The following is a 20,172-nucleotide window of genomic DNA, read 5'->3' as shown; positions in this document are numbered from 1 at the left end:
TAAAACATACTGATTATGTAACAACCATTTCAATTGCTTTAAGTTTTCCCTGTCAGCCATTTTAGGGTGGGCGGATCAAAGCTTGGAGCGATTGGTTTGGTTGTCTTTTAGCGGCTTATCATTGCTCTATTGCACGATACTGCAATATGAGGCTTAAAATTTCATGATCACTAGTCGTTGATGCTAGGGACTCATCAAACGAAGTTCGTTGCGGTAAAAAAATATTAAATTTAGCGCGTAAGATAGCCTCTACTTGTTCGTTATCCATTGGGTCGAAGTCTTTTCCAGAATAAATACGAATACGCTGATAAATAAAGTCTTTATTGTTCATGAGAGTAATGTCAGTTTGTTTACTATTAATGTCTCACAAGCGGATACAAGCTAAGCTCTAATCTGTGTGCAAGGTGGGATAATACGGGCCATACTTAAAATCTAAAACAGAGTCTTTTTCGGCGATCCGGAAAACTTTCAGGTAAATTTCGAAACAACTAACTGAGCAAAGGCCGGTTGGTATATTAGTCTTTTTGGAAACGTATGACCTTGTATCTTGTCCATGCCGACGCTTTTTAAGTGTGTGGCCTGGGGTTAATAAAAATCCAAATAATGATCAGTAGCGATGACGCCGTTGCTATCACCCCAACAATATCCACCCAGCCCTCTGTTATCAGTGTAGCAATTAATCCAAACAGTGTTAGGGTAAAAATGACGAGAGGGGCCTGGTATATCTCGAACAAGTTGCGTACTTTTCGCGGCTTCACCGGGGTTGCTCCGTGGCTAAACGAGTTTTCGTTGTGTCAGTTGTAATGTCAGAAGCATTGGTGCGGCGTTTCTTCCACCATAGGTAAAGTCCAGACAGCAATACAATCAGCAACAACACATCCAATATTGCCCAGATAATCTTTAGTGTTAGGCCGCCGTAATCGCCAAAGTGTAATGGCCGAGACAAAGACAGCGCCTTATTATACCAAGGCATCTCTTTCAGGCCCGCCACCTGCCCGGTATTGGCATCCACTAAAACCGGTGCGATTAGATGTTCAGTCAATGGCGTGTTGCCATGTAAGAAAATTGCATAGTGTGCAGAGGTCGAATATTTACTACCCGGAAACGCCACAAATTGCAGTGTCATATCGGGGGCGACTAGTACGGTTTCTTTTACCGCCGCATCCAGGCTGGCCCGTTGTTCGGTGAGTGCAGCATTGTTGTTTTGTGCAATGAGCTGCCCTAACTCACGATCGCGCCAGGTATCAACTAATGGTGTTTCTAAGGTGTTGATCACCCCTGTGGCGGTAACCACTAATACCCAGGCAACAGTCACTACACCAAAAAAGTTATGGTAATCCAGCCACTTTACTCGTTTAGATTTTTGACGCCGGATTACACCAAAATCCTGTTTGCGCATAAAAGGCGCGTACAACACGACGCCCGATACGACCGCCACTAAGCCAATAAAGCCCATCAAACCCAAAAACAACATGCCGGGCAATGCCAAAAACATATCCGTATGCAGCTGTAGAATAAACTCCATTACGGTCTCGCCCACGTCCGCCGGTGGCACCACATTGCCACTGGTTAAATCGAAAGAGGCGAAATGCATTTGTGAGCTGGGCGCATCGACGCTTGGTGCCGTGGTGACATTAACCACAGGCCGCTCTATATCAAAGCTCATATAGAGTGGCACTTCGCCGGGGCGGTTATCCAGCGAAAGTGCCAGCACTTGATCCAGATCTAAGTGCTCGGCATCAGGGTTCGCCGGCTCCCAGGCATCGGGGTTAAGCGCTGTATCAATTTCATCATGAAATATTAACGGCAAGCCGGTCACGCAGAGCATGATTAGAAACAGCGTGGATATCAGGCTGGACCATGTGTGGATCCAGCTCCAGGTGAGAATGCCCTTGGTTTTCATGGCGTAAAGACCGTATTAAAAATCGATAGAAGCCGACACTGACACGGTACGCGGATTGCCCAATATTAAATAATTGGCACCAGGGAAGCCCCCTGTCGACGCCCAATAGTCTTCATCAAAGACATTGTCCAAGCGCGCACGAAGCGTGATCGGCTGGCTTTTAATCGCCGTTGTGTAACGCGCACCAAGATCAAAACGCTGCCAGCTATCTAACTCTACCGTGTTCTCCGCGTTAGCGTATTGGCTGTCGGTGTAGACCAGCCGTGCTTCGAGTGTTAAGCCGGTGGCCGCTACTACATCCCACTCAAGGTTAACGTTTGCTTGCAGCTCTGGCACCCCAATGGGTGAGTTACCCTGATTAATTCCATCTTGGGTACGGGTAAGCTCCGATTGCAGGTAGGTTGCACCACCAATTAAACGGATGCCGTCGGCAGGTTCGCCAAATACACTGACTTCAATGCCTTTATTTTCCTGCCGACCCGAAGGAGTCACGCGTTGATCTACCACGATGGTGTTAGCGCGCTCCAACGTAAACGCACTTAGGGTCGTTGCAAAAGCGCCGGCATCGTATTTAACACCTAGCTCGACTTGCTCGCCGGTCAAGGGATCAATTACCTCACCCGCATTGCTGATTACTACACCGCCGCTCATAGCAGGCACAACGGACCCCGGCTGCAAGCTCTCGGCATAGTTACCATAAAAAGAGAGATTCTCGGACGCTTTCCATACCAAGCCAAGGGCCGGTGTTACCTCCGAGGCATCGTAACCGGAAAGCTCTGAGCCATCATTGTAATCAAAGGTATTGGTAGTAATGCTCTGATGGCGTAGACCTAATGTGGCTAACAAACGCTCGTCTAACAGTGCCGCCGTGTAGGCCAGTGCAAGGCTTTCGTTTTTGGTCTTTTCGGTTAGCAATGGATCGCTTAACTCGCCACCTGGAAAAATGTTGTCTTGTGGTGGTGTCACCACAGCCGGATCATACAGGTTGGAGGTAAAGGGGGTTAGGTAAAAAGCAAAAGCGTTTTTGGATTCTAACTCGACAGAAGACGCCGAGAAAACTAAAGTGTGATTCACCGAGCCCGTGTTAAATGTCAGTTCCATGCCACCATCAAGGGAGATCACATCGTCCTCCCGGGTGTTGTCAAAACGACTCGAGGATAGGTTACCGTCGACATCGGATTTAGGGTTGGCCAGTAGGTTTATCTCTTCACCGCTGCGCGCACCGCCAGCCAACCACACCTTAACGGAATCATTGACGTCTAGCTCACCGCGAACCACGCCAAAGGTTTGCTTCTCATCACTATACGTCCAGGGCTGACCAAAATTACGGCCCGCCTCGGGCACTTGTGGAATCTCGCCCAATGGTGTGACCTGTGGCAGTGGAGCATCGACGTGATTGTCTTGATAACCAAAGTCAGCCGTAAAACGAAAGCGCTCACCAGCATAATCAGTGCCTAGCGAGAAAACATTAAGCTCACGCTCTTGATCTTCAATGGCGGTTTCTCCATCACGGCGCACGGCATTAACGCGAACACCCCAAGTCTCATCCTCACCAAATCGATGGCCCAAATCCAGGGCGGTTTGGTATTGGCTGTCAGATTCATACCCCGCCGTTAGCCGCTTAACGCCACCGCTGGGTGCGCGCTTGGGCACTAAATTAACCGTGCCACCGATGCCGCTGCCGCCGGGTGCTGCGCCATTTAAAAAGGCGTTCGCGCCGCGAAACACTTCTACCCGCTCAACCAGCTCAGCGGCGACAAACTGCCGAGGCAAAATACCGTACACACCGTTCAGGGTAATATCATCGGAATAAACCGGAAAACCCCGCAGAATATACACTTCCTGAAAGTTACCAAACCCTTTGGCAACTCGCACTACGGGGTCATTCTGTAAAACATCACCCACACTCTCTGCCTGCTGCGCCGCCGCCAGAGAGGCGGTATACGCCGTGCCAGAGAAAGGCGCGTCAAGAAAATCCAGGTTCCCCAGCAACCCCGCGCGGCCGCCGCGGGCCACTTGGCCGCCAGAGTACTCGTGCAACAACTCCACCTGCGAGCGCTGACCGGTTACCAACATCTCTTCTACAGCAGGCTCAGTGGTTGATGCCGTAGCATCCGCGTCAGACTCTTGGGCAATAGCAAAAGGAGCGCCGCTGACCAGCAAGGCGGCGAGCAGTTTGTGGTTAATCTTCATGATTTATCTCGAAAGGCTAGTGATAAAACCGCTAGTATAAACGACAATCGTTATCATTTATATTGCTTGGCGAGAAAAAATTAAACGGAATATAGGCCTTTTACAGCGCTTGCTGGCATTACTGACAACGCTAAAGTGTTTAGTCGCGAGTGGCATTGGCGCGATCTGACAAGCTCAGGCGTCGCGTAAGTGAATCCTTACTGCCAGCCAGCCGGGTCAAGTGGGGTCAGATGAAACTTATGGCGCAAAAACCATCAACCCAACGGCGGTCGCCCCATATGTCCAGGCCTAGCTCGTTGTCCTGTTAATTGCTCGATCTCATCTTTAAAGTGGCCGCTGCCCAGCACCAACCCTTTATTCACTGACTGGCGGATTTCATTGATCATCTCAGTCTCCACATGATGCCGAAATAGTGCTCGATATCGATACTGCCGATCACTTGCTTCTTTACCTAGCGACAAATATTCCGCATTCGGTGAGCACAGCGCGGAGGTCTTACCCAAAGCGTTGCATTGATAGCTAGACCAAACGTAGTCCCCAGGGTCGGCAACCATATTTGCCCGAACCGGGTTTAGCTCTATATAGCGCTGACACTGCAATAAATACCGCTCGCTCTGCACGAGGCTTGACTTGAACCGGCCTTCCCACAGAGTTCCTGTACGCTGGTATTCTCGGTTGAAATAACGGACGTAATATCGACCCAACGCCTGCATCATTTTTGATACACCACCATCGATAGCTGGCGTTACCAATAGGTGAACATGGTTGGTCATAAACACCCAAGCGTGTACGTCGACCGAGAACTCCAGAGCATACTTTTTAAGCCAATGCGCATAGACAGAGAAATCTTGATCACTGGCAAAACAGACTTGGCGATTATTGCCACGCTGAATGAGGTGTTGAGGTATTCCTGCAGGACCAACTCGAGGAAGGCGAGCCATGGTTCATCCTTGAATCCAAGTGAGTAAGTTTCAGCTGAAACAATGGCACAAAACTCCGGGATCATCAAAGATGACTAACGCGCCAAAAGTTTCTTCTGATCCCACATATCCCTTACTACCGTGTGTTATAAGTGGCGATAATATCTTTAGCAAGACCTCGAACTTCTTTTGAGTTATTTGGGTCTTGCGATAATTGTGTTACGTGGTTCAGTACATCTTGATCGGGATTAGAAAAATATTGCAGACCTCTCAGCGCCGAAAGCCTCACTTCTTTTGAGGGGTTGTTGAGGTTATTTCTAATGAGATTCATACTGCCAGCATTTTGCACCATTGAGGTAACTTGCTCTAAGGCCCGGCTTGATACATGAGCGTCGCGATGATTCGAGAGTTCGCTAAGGCGTCGTATCGTCGCTTGCGTCACTTGGGGGTCGCCTTGAGACTCTGCCTCAGAAATAGCGGCAATCAACTCGGTCAAGATATCGCTATCCTCCTCAAAATAGCTGGCTTCAATCAGTGTTTGCGCGATTTCATAGTTCTTAGAAGGAGCATTACTCAGCCAAGAGTAGGCATAGCGGCGCTTTTTTGCCTCGTCAGAATGCGCCAGCTCGCTCGCAAAGGCAATTTTCTCCTGATGAGAGGAGTCTGCAATTATTCTCGCCAGCAGTACGACCCGACTGGGGTCAGACTCCAAAGTAAATTCGTTTTTAATACGTTCAAATGCTTCGTCAGAGCTATTGGTTAGAGCCACAAGGTCGACAAATATCTCGCGATGAAAATTATTGGGCGTCATGCTTGAGAGGTATTGGTCAAGGTCGTTTAGCGTTTTTATCCTGCTCTTACTATCATACGCTAAGGGCTTTTTTTTAATGAGCTCTTTATTTGTCCTGTTGCTAGGGTTTTGGTTTCTCTCATACTCAAGGGCAGAAAGTAACTGCTGATTTTTTTTGAAAAGGTATTGTTTTCGATTTTCGCAGGTGCCATCGTCTATAGAGATTTTATTAGCTAAAGTTGACTCTTGCTCCTGATATCTATTATGTAAAAAATCAGAGTATTTTGTTCCCGCGAAGAAGGAAAAAGCTAAAGCAACAGTTATCGAAGCGTACTTGTACATCATGACCTCGTCGTTAAACCTATTGTATTTATAAAAAATACTATTTTTCTAAAAAGTACTATACTACAAGGTTAGTTGGGTGATTTCTGTTGATTATTACAATGTTAAAAATTAACGGTCACTTATATTTTATGCCAAAAACGCCCAGCGTTTAGCTGAGCGATTTCTTTTGAACATTACGTGTAAACTACTTTGGATTTATCGATTGTACTTAATTTTATCGAATTTAGCCCGACAGCCATTGGCTTGTGTCGAGTTATTCATGTAACAGCCTGCTTTATAATAGGTTTTATCTTGATCGTAATCGCTTATGTCTACGCCGCCGTTCGGCGTTACCTCGTTGCCGTTAATCCAGACTTTAGCTGTATTACCACTTCGCACCATTTTGTAAGTGTACCAAGTTCCACGGTTTACATTTATCTCACCATATTTTTGTGAGCTTCCATTGGGGTCGGGTTTAACTACGGCTCGAAATTTACCAAAGCTTTGCTCCATGCGAATGATAGGGCCGTAACCCTCGCCAAACATTTGACCAACAGTGTATTGACGAGTGCTGAGGCTGGCCCCTTCAAATTGAAATCTTGCCTCGAATGCTGAATGGCTGCCGCTCATATTCTGTGATCGAATTTCGGTGCGGCCATCATCGCCGTCGTCGTTATCAAAAACAGCGTGACCGTCTTGTTGAAAAAAATGACCGTTGACCTTTCTATTGTTTAAAGAAGAGCCAGAAATACAGGTGCTGGTGCGAGGGTACTGTAGAGATTTGTAGTTACCGCTAGTAAATTCGCTATCCCACTCTGAGCTCCAATTGAAGCTCGCTGAGCTACAGGACATCGCCGAATTGGCGAGTGTGAGTCCAAGCATTGAAGTCGACAAAACGGCGAGAGTTTTTTTGAGTGCTGACTTTTTGGGCATTTTTGTACTCCGATTGATTATTATTAATAGATGGAGTTTTTGTGCTTGTCTCATCCCTTAAACAACATTCATATCGGTTACGAATGAATGGCACAAAAATCTCAGGGCTATCAAAGCATCTGTCGCTTTTTTATTCAATTGGCTGCTTAGAACAAGTTATAATAAGGTGGCCAGATGGCATTACCAATTTAGATGAGGGCGCATATTAAAATATTTTAACGATAAGCCCGATATTTCTTATAACAATATGCTACGTTTTTTTTGGCGAGGCTCGGGAAATCTCGGTCGAGATACACGCTTGGGTGTTTATGACAAACCACATTCATCTGTTGGTAACACCAGCGCTATATGGAGCTAAGCCCTGTTCAGGCAAACATGGTTGCTGGTCTTGGGGACTGCATTTGGTCCAGCTACCAATGTAATGGTTTGGGTAAGGCCTTCGCGTTGTGCTCACCTCATGCTGAATATTTGTCGTTGGGTACAGAGGCAATTGATCGGCAGATTCGATATCGAGCATTGTTTCGTCATCATGTGGAAGCTGAAATGATCGATGAAACCCGATAACCAGTGAATAAAGGCCAGGGGCTGGGTAACGACCGCTTTAAAGGTGAGGTTGAGCAGTTGACGGGGCGAAAGGCTCGGCCTGCCAATAAGGGCCGGCCGGCATTGGTGTGATGATTTTTGTGCCATAAGTTTCATCTGACCTCACTTATCCTAGGGGGTTGTGGTGCTTGTGACCACCAGAGGTAAATTGTGTGAGCAACCGACGCAGCACCGAGGCGAACGGCGCGGGAGTGTTGTGGATGTAAGTATTAGCAACGGTGATACAGCAGTGGAGAGGTGCGTGATCGGGAGCCCGGTCGGAGATCAATGGAGTCAGAGTCGTTAAATTTTCAAAAACGGTGACACGAGGTCACTGGAAAGACAAAAATCACCGACTCTGGCCCATTGATTCATCGGTGTAATGGTTTTTGTGTCACAAGTTTAGATGAAGCTTATCCTTTAGCGCCGGGCAATAGTCGATTTAAAGGTGAGCTGGCTCGCCTAACGGGTAGACGAGTTCTGGCTTCTTGAATGGAAGACACAAGCAAGTGTGGGTGACAATGCACCACATGCTTCACTTAGCCCCACTTATTTTAAAGCTGGTTAACACGGATAACCGGGAATTGCGGAAGGGTTGATATGTCCCGGCCCAGAAAAGGGAAAGCGCCCTTGATAGGATGGATAATCGCGCGCGATTTCAGATAACGTGCCTTGTGCGTATAAATTGTAATAGGGCCAAGTCTTGCTAACCGGCTTGTAGCTGTCGTTATTAAAAGGGTTCACTGTGGCGTAATACTGATTCAAATGGGTCATCGTATTTTGCAAATTACCGCCAGGCACCACCCGCAAATCGATAATCTCAAACGCCCAGCCGTTATTCATATTAGCCTGCGTTGTCAGTTGTACAGTATCGTAACCGGCTTTGTTTGCCAGGTTAAAATTATCCTCATCCACCTGCCAACCGGTGTCATTGACGCGGCCGTAAAGGTAATTGGTCTCATCAATCGCCGCATCAACAATCACGCTTTGCGCTGTTTCGGTAGTGACGCCATGTTGTGCCACATAATCCGATACTAAATCTCTGAACAACTTTTGACTGCCCGGCGGTGGTAGCTGACCACCGGTGTAGTAAGGCCAGTATGCTGTATCAGGGGTATTCAGTGCCGTTGCGATCTGCGCGTTGTTATAACCTAGTTTGCGCAGTGCATCTAACTTGTTTCGGGCCACTAAGGTTTTGCCAAGGTCAACCGCAACGCCCGAGCCGGGAGCCAAATAGTAGTAAATTCCCAGGTTGCCATCGTAGACATTCGAGTGGCACACCTCTACCCGACTGCCGGATGCAAACCCGTTTACGAACTTGTTGTTAAGGGGGTTGGTAGGGTCATAGGGATTGCGGCACCAAAAACCCTGTGGGTTGATCACGGAGGGCCAGTAAAGCTCGCCAAGCTGTGGGAGCTCAGCTTGATTACGCGGGGAAATTTTTCCAGGCGGAATAACATCCGTAGGTTGCGGGCCAAGTTGAAAGTAAAATCCCAGTGAATTGAAAAACTCGCTTACCGCAGCATCACTCATGGTAGCTAAAGCAGACTGAGCGAGTGGGTATACCTGCTTAAGGTAGTCGCGAATGGACATAATAGAACCGGTCATATTGACACTCCTTGTACAAATTGACTCTTGGAAAGTTCATCATAGTAGTTGGGGCGCGGTTAACAAGTTAAAACCAATACATAAACGACCAAGCCAAAACCTGCTGGCCACCCATCAATGACACGACAAACCACCTCGTACGTAGAGATAGGCCACCATAAGCATCACCTGACCCCACCTATATATCTAGTAGCGGTAATAACTCGCGGGAACGACAACTCCTTGACGGCCATACGCCAAAGGGTAGCCCCCGTGCTGGGATGCAAACGCCTTGGCCTCTTGCAGCGATGAAAACCAATGGTTCGGATACCCCGCATAGCGCGACGCCAGGTGGTACTGCTCTGCCCGCTCAGCGGGTAAGGTTTCAAGCGCCCTACGGCACTCAGCCCAACAACTGTAACCCGCCTCAAGCGCCAGCAACTGCAACGTATGTTTGCGCTGCACTAAACCTTGCCGCCGGCGCAGCTGGGGTAAGGTGACACCGGTAAATACTCGCTGGGCAAGCAAACGTCGCAAAACCGGTAAACAATCAGCAAGATCGCCAGAGCATGCCGCGCGCTGCGGCCTTTTGGCCTCGCGCAAAAACGACTCGACAACCGCGGAGGAAGAACCAGAAGAATGGGATGGTGTATGCATATCGCCTCCAATACAGTGACCTACTCGCTATCGGCCAGAGATGATATGCAAGCAAAGCTTGCCAGATTATAGAAACGATTGGTGAATCACTTTTGCGAGGCGGGCGCCCAATAAGCCCTGCGCTAATTATCCTGCGCCCTATAAAGCATGTCAACGCCGGGTAAGCGGCCAAAACCACCCTGCCCACAAGCTTGCCAACACCGCTCAACGGTGGCACGATAAGCCACATAGCGCGTAAGGTTTATCGCCTGAAAGGGCCGCCTGCAAAGATGGCAAGCCACGATAAACCACGATTTAGCCCTAAATTCAGTACAGCGTTTCCTTCCTCTCGCCGTCTAGGTAGCCAGATCGTTCGCGTAATAATGATAGGGGTTAATCCGTTAGCCTTGTGTGAAATGTAAGGCCTGATCCCGATAGTATAATGAATATTACGCCAGGTTTTGATCGCTTAGCGAAATAGGCTACTTCAATAACACATAATCGATAGTCTTGTTGTATCAAATATTGACATCCAATAGCCCTGAGGAGCTGTGAAGCTATGGAACGGATCAGACTGAAAAAGACAAAGTACAGCGAATGGGTCGTCCGAAACTCGCTTTACTGGTTATCTGCCGTGTGTGACTGGGATCTAGAAGAGGGCGCTATATATTGGGACATTCAAGTTACAGATAATATAGACATCGCTCGAACTAATTTGGCAAAACATTTAAATGACTATCTTTTACGGGAACAGCTAGCATCTCGGTCCTCAATGACGCGTCAAGCGATAATTCAAAACGTCCTCGCTGGAATTGAAAAAAGGCTTAGTCCATGAAATTGATGCCTTTCAATTTTGATAAATTTGAGGATGACAAATATCTGGTCAGTAACCTCGCAGGTTTTCATGAGGTCATATCTGACGAGGAGCTAATTGATTTGTCTACTGCTGGAACTGTGAAATGCAACGAAACACTTGCTCGCCTACAAAGTGGGTTATTTGTGAGCCCTTCTAGCTCTGAGCAAGCTGTAACAGCCGCTCTTGCTTCAGGTTTCTCAAAAAAGCTAATTCAGGAGCTATCTTTCAAACCAATTTTCATGATAGTCCCTACGCTTCGATGTGATCATTCATGTTCATATTGCCAGGTTAGCCGGGCCTCTATAGAAGCGCAGGGATATGACCTAGACGAAGCACACATTCCGACAATTATAGATATTATTAAACGTCTTTCTAGCGGTCCCTATAAGTTAGAAATTCAGGGTGGCGAGCCCTTAGTACGGTTCGATTTGGTTCAAAAAATATATGCTGAAGCGGAAAAAACACTTAATGTCAGTAATTTTGAGTTTGTTATAACTACCAGTCTCTCATTACTAAGTGATGAAATTATCCAGTGGGCAAAGAATAAAAATGTTCACTTCTCTACGTCCCTTGACGGAGAGTCATATATTCACAATGAAAACCGGATAATTTCTTCGTCAAACTCGTATGAGCTGGCAACGAAATGGATTGAAAGAATAATTGACCAGCTCGGTTTCGATCGCGTTTCTACTGTTACGACTGTAACAAGATCACTGTTGAACCATCCCGATTCAATACTCAAGGCTCATGATCGTTTGGGTTTACATGATATCTTTGTTAGACCTATAAGCCCTTATGGGTTTGCCAAAAAACAGAAAAAGTTAGATTACTCAATCAATGAGTACATGTCTTTCTACAAAAAACTATTTAAAGAAATTTCGGATTACAATGATCAAGGGGTTCCATTTAGGGAATACTCTGCAACAGTTCACGTTAGCAGAATCCTTAATCCAAGATATTCCTCTTATGCCGATTTAAAGTCACCCAGCGGCTTACTGTTGAATTGCATCCTGTTCAATTATGATGGACAGATATACGGAAGTGATGAAATGCGAATGCTTCAACGAGTCATTAAAGGCGCGGATTTCTCAATGGGATCAGTCGATGCTCCCAACATCTTGACGTCCTTAACAGCTTCTTTAATTGATCAATCGTTCAATTTTGTTCACCCGGGGTGTTCAGATTGCGCATACCAACCGTTTTGCGGATCAGATCCCTGTCAAAATATTAGTGCACAAGGAGAGTCGGTAGGAAACAAGTCCTTATCTACGTTCTGTAAATACCATATGGAAATGTTTCGCTTTATTTTCTCAAAAATTTATTCTGACAATCAAGCGAGGTCGTTATTGTCAAGGTGGTCTGATGCCTAACCCGATACGGAAAGATGTCTTTGTGTCTGATCGTGTTGGGCCAGATCCTGGTTTTGCAGTTCTTCGAAAATCAGCGGATTTCTGCGAAAATCAATATCTCCGCCAACTAATTATCAGGGAGAGTCAGTATCCGGAGAGCAAAATCTATAACGAATTAGCTATCGTCGATAAGGAGCTGTTTGACAGCATTGAAGATGGCGACATTGGATTTATAACGAAGAATGGTTCTGTGCGTGTAGTGCTATCTAAGAACGCTAACCATAATACCTTGTTAGTGACAGAGCGATGCGATAATGCATGTCTGTTCTGCTCTCAGCCACCAAAAGATGTACAAGATGACTGGCTTTTAGTGCAGTCAGCAATGGCAATTGCTGCGTTTCAGTCTACAGAAACTATAGGTATAAGCGGAGGCGAACCATTACTTTACAAAGAGACCTTTATTCGGTTTTTAGATTTCTTATGCAAACATGCATCTACAACCCCATTACACATTCTTAGTAATGGAAGAGCGTTCTCTGATCCGGCTTTTGCTAAAGCTATAGCAGATAGGTGCCAAACATTAAATCTCACTTTTGGGATACCCCTTTATTCAAGCGTTGAGGAAATGCATGATCATTTAGTCGGGGCTGATGGCGCCTTCCGAGAAACACTTTTAGGCCTAATTAATGCCGGCAATAGTGGGGTTCCTATAGAATTAAGAATAATTCCAACAAGTATGAACTTCAAGGTTCTACCAAATTTAATAAACCTGATTGCAAGGTGCTTCTCAAACATTGCACAAATATCAATCATGAATCTAGAGCCGGCTGGTTGGGCGCGACGCAATTGGAAAGAGCTTTACATAACTCCGCTGCACTATCATCACTATTTAGTAGAGGCTATACAACAAGCTAAGCGCGCAGATCTTCAGGTAAAGCTATTCAACTATCCATTATGTCATTTGCCAGAAGAATTGCAGGGTTACAGCGTTCAGTCGATATCGGACTGGAAAAATTATTACCCAGAGGTATGTTCTAGCTGTAAGTTAAAATTTAAATGTGCGGGTTTTTTTACATCGTCAACAGGTAAGTTTCACGATCAAGCGAGGGCTATAGTGTGAAAAATAAATGGACGATAGCGGCGCTAATACCAGGATTTTTCGCCTCGAGTCTAGTGGATGCACAAACACAAGATGCCCTGGGGGAGAGCCGTGGAAATTCAGATATCTTGTCGGATTCAATCATTACCCCACTGAATCTAGAAACACCACTCTATTTGGCAGCACATCGCAGTCATAGTTCCCACAGGAGCCATGGTAGCCATAGCTCGCACCGTTCCTCTGCGGGTGGCGGGTATACAAGACCCGCTTTACCTAAGTCCACCCCAGCTCCCGCTGAGAGACCCACGCAACGCTCAGAGCCCAGAAGTGAACCTCAGAAACCAGACTACAGCATGCCCCACGTTGATGATAAGCTATATGATCGAGCTGCCATCATTCGTCGTGTTCAACTGGCGCTGGATATACTTGGGCATTATAACGGAGATATTGACGGAGTTATGGGGCCACAAACACGGGCTGCGATTCAAAAGTATCGGACTGAAAAAAACATGTCTAAAATAGGCTTAATTGACAAAAATTTGTTAAACTCACTCGGAATACTCGTCCAGTGAATAGTAAAATTTTTCAATGGATCGTAGCCTCCTTTTGCGTCCTATGGATCACAAAGACAATACTGATACCAGGGGTCTCTTTTTTACTGCATTATGATGACTATATGCACTTATCCTCTGAGTGCGCACGAGCCATGGACAATGCTTGGTTTACTGATCAAATAGATAATAAAGCACTGGAAAAAACATCGAACATTCACCTGATTACTTGTCACAATTATGACATGGTTAGAAAAAAACTATTAGTATCAGGAGTTTCAGATGACCTTCTTGCATATTTGAATTTAAGAGCTTTGGAGTTAAACCAGCATTCGGCAGAAGACCTCGTTGAACAGCACCGCTTTAAGGAAAGATAAATGCGGTTCATAATTTTTATATTGTTCTTGATCGCAAATTTTCAAGCATACGCGGTCGATCACGACCAAGTGTTGCAAAAAGTTATAGAAATTTATCAGCTGAAGAAAAGCAGTTGCGATGTTAATACGGCTCTAATTAATAAAAATTTGATACCTCTTGGAAAACTTCTTTTCGAAAGCAAGATTTTAAGCGGTAGTGGCGACACATCTTGCGCCACCTGTCATATTGATAAACACTCCTTGGCGGATGCTCTACCGATGTCAGTGGGTGTTGGCGGATCAGGAGAAGGGCACGAAAGGTTAAACAGCAATGGCATTGTTGTAGCTCGGAACGCTTTCACACTATTTGGGCGTTCTACCGCAGATTTTAACACCTTTTTTTGGGACGGAATGGTCCAAGAAATCGAGGGTAAGATAGTTTCTCCGATAGGAAATGGTTACACTTATGGATTCAAGTCACCCCTGTCGGTAGCTGCAATAATGCCCTTGCTAGCTAGAGACGAATTTCTAGGTGAACGTCGTTTGCTATTCAACAATCAACATATTGAAAGTATTGACGATCAATACTACTTCGATAGATTTTTAGCCACCAACCAGATTATACGTTCTATTCCTCTTAGTTCGAATAGCCCCGATTTAGGTGTGCTTAACCATGAGCTCAAGTTGATTGGTGTTGATACCTTGAGCCTTCCATTGGTGGGCAATGCATTAGCAAGCTTTATTACTCAAAAGACATTAACCGAATGTGAGCCATCTGACTGGGACCATTACTTGGCCGGGGACTTACGGGCGATTTCAGCAACTCAAAAAGAGGGAGCTACTATTTTTTTCGGAAAAGGAAGATGTTCAGGTTGCCACAATGGAGCGTTATATACAGATTTTGGCTTCCATTCACTTGGAGTTCCTCAGGGAGAGCTCGGCCCTTACTTGCATCGGCAAGATATCGGTAGAGCAACTGTGACTTTCGATCTGGATGACCGCTACAGGTTTAGAACTCCTCCTTTAATTCGAGTCTCTCAAACTGAGCCCTATGGTCACAGCGGAGCATTTTCCTCTCTGGAGGAAGTAGTTCTATTTCATATAAACCCGATACCATTTTTCGAGAAATATGGCTGGACCTCTGAGAGAGAAGAACTTACTTATGGTAGAATTCTGTCTACTCGTTCCGAAATTTTGGGCTTTATCGATATATCCTCTAATGAGGAACTATCGAGTGTTGTAGAGTTTCTCAAAGCTTTGTAATCGCTGCTCTTAAGTAAGAACCCAACGTACCACTATCAATGCGATAGAACCGGGGTCAGGCCTGAATGGCACTTACTTAAGCCGAAGACTTATTCCACTCGCGCTGCTTTGGAGGGTGCCCACAAGACTGGGGTCAGGCCTTACAATTTACATCACAGCGTAAAATGTATGGCCTAATCCAAGTTTTATATTTAGCCCACCCTCCACTTTCTCAATCGGTCTATTTTTTAGTGATTTTTCAATTGGGGTTCGTCAGAAAAATAATCCTGCATCCAGTCAAACAGTGCATCAACCCCCACCTCAGATAAACTCTTGCGCTGAAACTCGTCACCAGCCTCTTCATCCAAGCTTGCAGACTGATACAGCAGCGTACCCGGCTCTTTATCATGCAGAATCAACATAATACGTCGGCGTGTGCGTAAGCAGTCGACCGTCATAACATCGGCGGGAATACTGGTATCGCGCAAGCCACGGCGTACCTCAACCACCGGATTAATGTGTTGATGGGCTTGCTGAATCTTAGTGTGAGCCTCAGTTATTTGGTCGGACAAGGTTTTTAAAGGGTCTTCAGACATCGAACGCTCCAGAATAATAGTGACGATAGATTAACAGAGTCGACGATTTTATTGTAAGGCAGAGGTTAATGAGATCAGAGTCGTTTGATTATGATTTTGCTTGGAATAAAGCCTAAATCTGGCACGTTGCACATTTCCCCTGCAACCAGCCGATCGCAGGCCTATTTAAGGGGGTAAGCAAATAGGACATTTGCGCAAGCCATCGTCACGCCAGGGAAGGCGTGTCGATGCGGCCCGCTAAAATAGGCCGGAGCGAGGGAACCCGAAGGGCTGAGGTGCCGGGGTGCGCTTTTTCGTCTCTTTTTTGTCGCATTACAAAAAGGGACTCGCCCGCCCGGCGACTGAGGGCACCCAACTAGAAGATTGTATTGATGTGAGTGGTATAGCAACTTAAAAAATCGAAACCATTGGATCCCGGAATCTGGGCCCGAGATGACGGTATACAAAAGCTCAGGAGGCGATGTAGAGGATTACATCACGCGACTTTTAAAAACCTCGTTCCCCGTTATCCGTAAACCGTCCCCCGCCCTAAACCAAATCCTCAATCGTCCCATCACAAATCGGTGCCATCGCCGTCATCCGATCCAACGCCGTAGCGTTCCCGTCGCATCGGGCGTCAGGCCTCACCATTCACATTGTGACAATAAAGCCTAAGCCGCATACCCTAAAAACTCATCTGCGGAGCGAATTCCTTCGCGATCCTGACAAAATTTAAGCAACCGGAATAGGTTTCTAGCGGCAGCATTACCGCTGGGGCTAACCATGCGACGAAGTCCAGCCTCTTGAATTCGCCGGTATTAGCAATATGGAAAATGGCTAAAAAGGTAGGCTGTGTGTAGCACTTGGTGCTATACTTTGGTCTGAGTACGAAGGGAGACGAATGCGAGTATTTAAAAACAAGGCGTTTAGTAAGTGGGCGGCAAAAGAAGGCTTGAGCGATGTGGTCTTGCTGGCGGCGGTCGACGAGATGGCGCGTGGCTTGATCGACGCTGATATGGGTGGTCATGTTGTAAAAAAGCGCGTAGCGCTGGCTGGAAGAGGTAAAAGTGGTGGATTTAGGACCTTGCTCGCTTATAAAGCCGGTAACAAAGCGTTCTTCGTATATGGCTTTGCTAAAAATGCTCGCGCTAATATCAGCGCAGATGAGCTGAAAGCCCTTAAATACTTGGCTAAAGAGTTACTGAAATACAGCGATAAAGCATTAACAGACGCTATTAAGCATGGCGCGTTAATCGAGGTAGAAAACGATGGATAAATCAATTTTAGATACGGTTCATGACAGCGCTAAAGATCTACACGCTGCGGGTGTGATGAAAGACGCGACGCTGCGCGAGTTTGATGCGCTTTGTTTGCCGCCGGTAAAACAGTATTCAGCCGAGCAGATCAAGCAAATCCGAACCCGAGTAAAGGCTAGCCAAGGCGTTTTTGCTGTTTATTTAAATACCAGTAAATCCACCGTCCAGAAGTGGGAGCAAGGCGTTAAAAAGCCTAATGGTCCTTCGTTAAAACTGCTGAATTTGGTGGCTGAAAAAGGCTTGGAAATCTTAGCCTAAACCATATAAAAAAACAGATTTAAACGTTTCATGACGAGCGGGGTTTTGATCTCAGCCTCATGGAGGCTGTGCCTGAGGTTAATTATCACCCCGCTATGGTTGAGTGATTTTCAACCTCCAGACACACTCCAAAGCCCTTACAGCCTGCGGAAATCAATTACGGTTCAGTGCGAGAGCTTAATCTGGCTTTCGCAAGCGCCTCGTAAGGAAAAAATAGCCAACTAGCCCAAATATAAACGGATGCCCTGTATGAAGCCTAACTTGATGCGGGCGACGAAACTCGTACTCTTTTTCGCTAATTTCATAGTACTTTTTAGGGTTGTGTCCAAGGGCGTAGTATTTATCGTTTTTAACTTTAGTGGTTCCGCCAATGGCAGCACTATAGAAGAAGTTGAAAAAGAAATAGCCGACTACAAGTAAAATAATCAATAACCGTTTGGCGGTGGCCTTCTGGAACATTGCCTCTATTGGGTTATCGACTGTTTTTGGCGTTCCAGATTTTATTTGATGTATTCCAAGCCGGCCAAGACCCAGAATAAAAAAAGATATGCTAATCACAGATAATGGTAGCCAAACCCATTTGGGAGGAAGTAAACCGAGCCATGCGATTAAATGAACAAGCATCAAGCCGGAAAAGGTAATGGCTGCAATTAATTTTATAATTTTCATACGGTATTTACGTTCTATCCGTGAGGTGGAGTAGGTTTTGATTTGTTGTTTTTTGCGAACAGAATAAAGCTTAAATTACGCTCGGTGCAAACTTCCCCTGCAACCAGCCGAGCGGAGGTCTATTTTAGGGGGTAAGTGAGCAGGACGCTCACGCAAGCTATCGTCACGCCAGGGAAGGCGTGTCGATGCGGCCCGCTAAAATAGGCTGGAGCGAGGGAAGCCGTAGGCCGTGATGCCAGGGTGCGTTTTGACGTGAAGGGATTCACTAATGCAGCGAGCGCAAGGACGCGCAGGAGCAGCATTGGTTACCTTCTTTACCACTAAAGAAGTAACTCGCCCGCGCGGCGACAGAGCGCACCCAACTAGAAAACTGGAACAAGCTAATCTCTAGCTCAAATCCAGAACGTATAGAGCTTTAAACAAAAAGCGCGCACAGCGCCCTAAGCCAAATTCCCAATCGTTCCATCACAAATCGGATTCATCGCCGTCATCCGATCCAACGCCGTGGCATTCCCCAGCCCATGCTGCGGAAACAGCGTAGAAAATAAATTCTGCTCCCCATGCAGCGCCATATAATTCAGCACCAAGGTCTCGACCAATAGGTTCACATTATTGGCCGCCGGACTGGAGGCGGTTTCAACATCGCCGCTGGAGCGCATAAACCCCAGCTGTTGGTGCGCCGCTTGCGCGGACTCGGAGCCACCGAGAATCGAGGGGCGGCCATTGGGGTTGTAGACTAAAAAGTACGAGCCGGCGGTTTGTTGGTTGTCGCCCGTCCAGACGCCTTTGCCACGGCCCTCGACAGAGTCGTCAATCATGCCGTTGGAAAATACCGAGCCGTCGGAGAAGACGTAAATCATCACCGGTACGCCCATGCGGGCGGCGTACTCTAAGCAGGCGCCAATGCAGCGGCCGGCGCGCAAATCGCGAATCTCGCCGGTGGACCGATCGCCGGTGTGGTAGTCGTAGCCGCCCATGGTAATGGTGCCGGCGCCAGCGTAGCCGCTCATGACCAGCTTCATCACCGAGGCGGTTTTGCGAAACTCGCTGTCGTTATCAAACTCGTCAAAGCTAAAAATACCGCCGGGGCCGACGATATCCGCATCGGCAATCGGGTCGATGGCCGCGGGGTTGCCAAAGCGGTCGGCTAAATCGGCGCTTTTAACATAGCCGCAGCGCATTAACTCTTTAAGCGCTGCATCCCGGTTGCTGCCGGTATCCACCGCGCCCAGTTTGGCGTTGCTTAAACGCACCATAGATTCCATGACCGCCACGGTGTCAGATTGGCTGAGCAAGCTCACCAAATCGCCTACGTCCACAAGGCCTGTCACATCGCTAGGGCGGTCGACTTTGGTGGGGCGCGCCTCGGGGTTAATCAGCATCGATGGTGCCATAGAGTTGCCGCCCGAGTCGCTGGCGCGCGAGCCAATCAAAGAGAGCAGCGAGCCGTTGGCGCCGGCGCGGTTAATGCCGTACATGGGGTTGTGGGGGTTGTTGCCGGTGTCGTTCTCGGAGCGGGCGGGAATTACCGCACCGTTAACGGCCGCCGCCGTACCTGGGGCGACACGCTCTAAAATGCCGCGCAGCATGCCGCTGTCGGTGTGAAACGCCAGGCCTAAATCGCGATTCACAAAATCGCCGGTGCTGCTGTCGGGCGTCATATCGCCGGGCAGGCCCTGCTTTGTGTAGCCGCTGGCCGATAGCGTATCGAGCTGGCCGCCGGCGCCGCCGACTAATACATTAGAGCCGGCAATATTGGCGCCACCGGCTAAATCGAAGCAGATAAACGGGATTTTACCCGCGCCCTGGCTGGCAATGCCGCAGGCCTGGCGCATGGCGTTAATATCGGGCGATAACGCGGCATTGGCGTTGCCCGCTAGCAGCGTTAGCAGTGAGGCGCCGGTTAAGGTAGCGCCGCCGGTGCGAAAGCCCTGGGCGATTAAATCGCGCCGGCTAATGGGCCGGTGGTGGCTGTTAAGTTTAAGCGGTGCATCCGGATGCAGAGGGGCGCGGTATTTACTCATAAGGCAGTC

The 20,172-nt window shown here is 47.3% G+C and carries 19 protein-coding genes; 8 read left to right on the top strand and 11 right to left on the bottom strand.

Features of this window, described 5'->3' with window-relative positions; translation table 11 throughout:
* Positions 1-118 precede the first annotated feature (118 nt).
* The 8 genes from ACGHAD_RS17645 to ACGHAD_RS17610 all read right to left on the bottom strand — a co-directional run bounded on the left by ACGHAD_RS17645 (position 119) and on the right by ACGHAD_RS17610 (position 9,889).
* On the bottom strand, positions 119-331 hold the full coding sequence (locus ACGHAD_RS17645) for a hypothetical protein (protein WP_382414321.1): 213 nt from the start codon (positions 329-331) through the stop codon (positions 119-121).
* 423 nt (positions 332-754) lie between these two features.
* On the bottom strand, positions 755-1,903 hold the full coding sequence (locus tag ACGHAD_RS17640; RefSeq protein WP_382414323.1) for a PepSY-associated TM helix domain-containing protein: 1,149 nt from the start codon (positions 1,901-1,903) through the stop codon (positions 755-757).
* Positions 1,904-1,918: 15 nt separating this feature from the next.
* Positions 1,919-4,096, bottom strand: a complete 2,178-nt coding sequence (locus tag ACGHAD_RS17635; protein WP_382414325.1) for a TonB-dependent receptor — start codon at positions 4,094-4,096, stop codon at positions 1,919-1,921.
* A gap of 254 nt (positions 4,097-4,350) precedes the next feature.
* On the bottom strand, positions 4,351-5,037 hold the full coding sequence (locus tag ACGHAD_RS17630; protein WP_382414327.1) for a transposase: 687 nt from the start codon (positions 5,035-5,037) through the stop codon (positions 4,351-4,353).
* Between the two features lie 115 nt (positions 5,038-5,152).
* Entirely contained in the window at positions 5,153-6,151 is a 999-nt protein-coding gene (locus ACGHAD_RS17625) for a hypothetical protein (RefSeq protein ID WP_382414329.1), read from the bottom strand.
* A gap of 195 nt (positions 6,152-6,346) precedes the next feature.
* A complete protein-coding gene (locus ACGHAD_RS17620) occupies positions 6,347-7,063 on the bottom strand; it encodes a polysaccharide lyase family 7 protein (RefSeq protein WP_382414331.1) in 717 nt (238 codons plus the stop codon).
* Between the two features lie 1,146 nt (positions 7,064-8,209).
* Positions 8,210-9,253 (bottom strand): hypothetical protein, encoded by a 1,044-nt coding sequence (locus ACGHAD_RS17615; RefSeq protein WP_382414333.1) that lies wholly within the window; start codon positions 9,251-9,253, stop codon positions 8,210-8,212.
* A gap of 186 nt (positions 9,254-9,439) precedes the next feature.
* Positions 9,440-9,889 (bottom strand): hypothetical protein, encoded by a 450-nt coding sequence (locus ACGHAD_RS17610; protein ID WP_382414335.1) that lies wholly within the window; start codon positions 9,887-9,889, stop codon positions 9,440-9,442.
* 538 nt (positions 9,890-10,427) lie between these two features.
* Between ACGHAD_RS17610 and hxsD the strand changes: the two genes are divergently transcribed.
* The 6 genes from hxsD to ACGHAD_RS17580 are packed head-to-tail and all read left to right on the top strand — an operon-like array spanning position 10,428 to position 15,342.
* Complete coding sequence (gene hxsD, locus ACGHAD_RS17605) at positions 10,428-10,703, top strand: His-Xaa-Ser system protein HxsD (protein WP_382414337.1); 276 nt, start codon at positions 10,428-10,430, stop codon at positions 10,701-10,703.
* A complete protein-coding gene (gene hxsB, locus ACGHAD_RS17600; protein WP_382414339.1) occupies positions 10,700-12,094 on the top strand; it encodes a His-Xaa-Ser system radical SAM maturase HxsB in 1,395 nt (464 codons plus the stop codon). The genes hxsD and hxsB overlap by 4 nt, the downstream gene beginning before the upstream one ends.
* Before the next feature lie 22 nt (positions 12,095-12,116).
* Positions 12,117-13,193: a His-Xaa-Ser system radical SAM maturase HxsC gene (gene hxsC / locus ACGHAD_RS17595; RefSeq protein WP_382414341.1), complete on the top strand. Its 1,077-nt coding sequence runs from the start codon at positions 12,117-12,119 to the stop codon at positions 13,191-13,193.
* On the top strand, positions 13,190-13,744 hold the full coding sequence (gene hxsA / locus ACGHAD_RS17590) for a His-Xaa-Ser repeat protein HxsA (RefSeq protein ID WP_382414343.1): 555 nt from the start codon (positions 13,190-13,192) through the stop codon (positions 13,742-13,744). Before hxsC ends, hxsA begins: the two co-directional genes overlap by 4 nt.
* Positions 13,741-14,100, top strand: coding sequence for a TIGR03982 family His-Xaa-Ser system protein (locus ACGHAD_RS17585; protein ID WP_382414345.1), 360 nt, complete (start codon positions 13,741-13,743; stop codon positions 14,098-14,100). The genes hxsA and ACGHAD_RS17585 overlap by 4 nt, the downstream gene beginning before the upstream one ends.
* Positions 14,101-15,342: a His-Xaa-Ser system-associated MauG-like protein gene (locus ACGHAD_RS17580; RefSeq protein WP_382414347.1), complete on the top strand. Its 1,242-nt coding sequence runs from the start codon at positions 14,101-14,103 to the stop codon at positions 15,340-15,342.
* 227 nt (positions 15,343-15,569) lie between these two features.
* On the opposite strand, the gene ACGHAD_RS17575 is transcribed toward ACGHAD_RS17580, so the two are convergent.
* The gene (locus ACGHAD_RS17575; protein WP_382414349.1) at positions 15,570-15,917 is read right to left on the bottom strand and encodes a hypothetical protein; all 348 of its coding nucleotides are present in this window, start codon (positions 15,915-15,917) and stop codon (positions 15,570-15,572) included.
* Between the two features lie 880 nt (positions 15,918-16,797).
* Between ACGHAD_RS17575 and ACGHAD_RS17570 the strand changes: the two genes are divergently transcribed.
* Together ACGHAD_RS17570 and ACGHAD_RS17565 are read left to right on the top strand one after the other, a co-directional pair.
* On the top strand, positions 16,798-17,172 hold the full coding sequence (locus ACGHAD_RS17570) for a type II toxin-antitoxin system RelE/ParE family toxin (RefSeq protein ID WP_382414351.1): 375 nt from the start codon (positions 16,798-16,800) through the stop codon (positions 17,170-17,172).
* Entirely contained in the window at positions 17,165-17,470 is a 306-nt protein-coding gene (locus ACGHAD_RS17565; protein ID WP_382414353.1) for a helix-turn-helix domain-containing protein, read from the top strand. The genes ACGHAD_RS17570 and ACGHAD_RS17565 overlap by 8 nt, the downstream gene beginning before the upstream one ends.
* Before the next feature lie 177 nt (positions 17,471-17,647).
* On the opposite strand, the gene ACGHAD_RS17560 is transcribed toward ACGHAD_RS17565, so the two are convergent.
* Both ACGHAD_RS17560 and ACGHAD_RS17555 read right to left on the bottom strand, forming a co-directional pair.
* Entirely contained in the window at positions 17,648-18,139 is a 492-nt protein-coding gene (locus ACGHAD_RS17560) for a hypothetical protein (RefSeq protein ID WP_382414355.1), read from the bottom strand.
* 440 nt (positions 18,140-18,579) lie between these two features.
* Positions 18,580-20,163 (bottom strand): hypothetical protein, encoded by a 1,584-nt coding sequence (locus ACGHAD_RS17555; RefSeq protein WP_382414357.1) that lies wholly within the window; start codon positions 20,161-20,163, stop codon positions 18,580-18,582.
* Positions 20,164-20,172: the final 9 nt, after the last annotated feature.

The sequence above is a fragment of the Gilvimarinus japonicus genome (genome assembly GCF_042847215.1).
Lineage (GTDB): Bacteria > Pseudomonadota > Gammaproteobacteria > Pseudomonadales > Cellvibrionaceae > Gilvimarinus > Gilvimarinus japonicus.
Note: the sequence above shows the minus strand (reverse complement) of the source record. Positions and strands in the feature narration are given on the sequence as shown.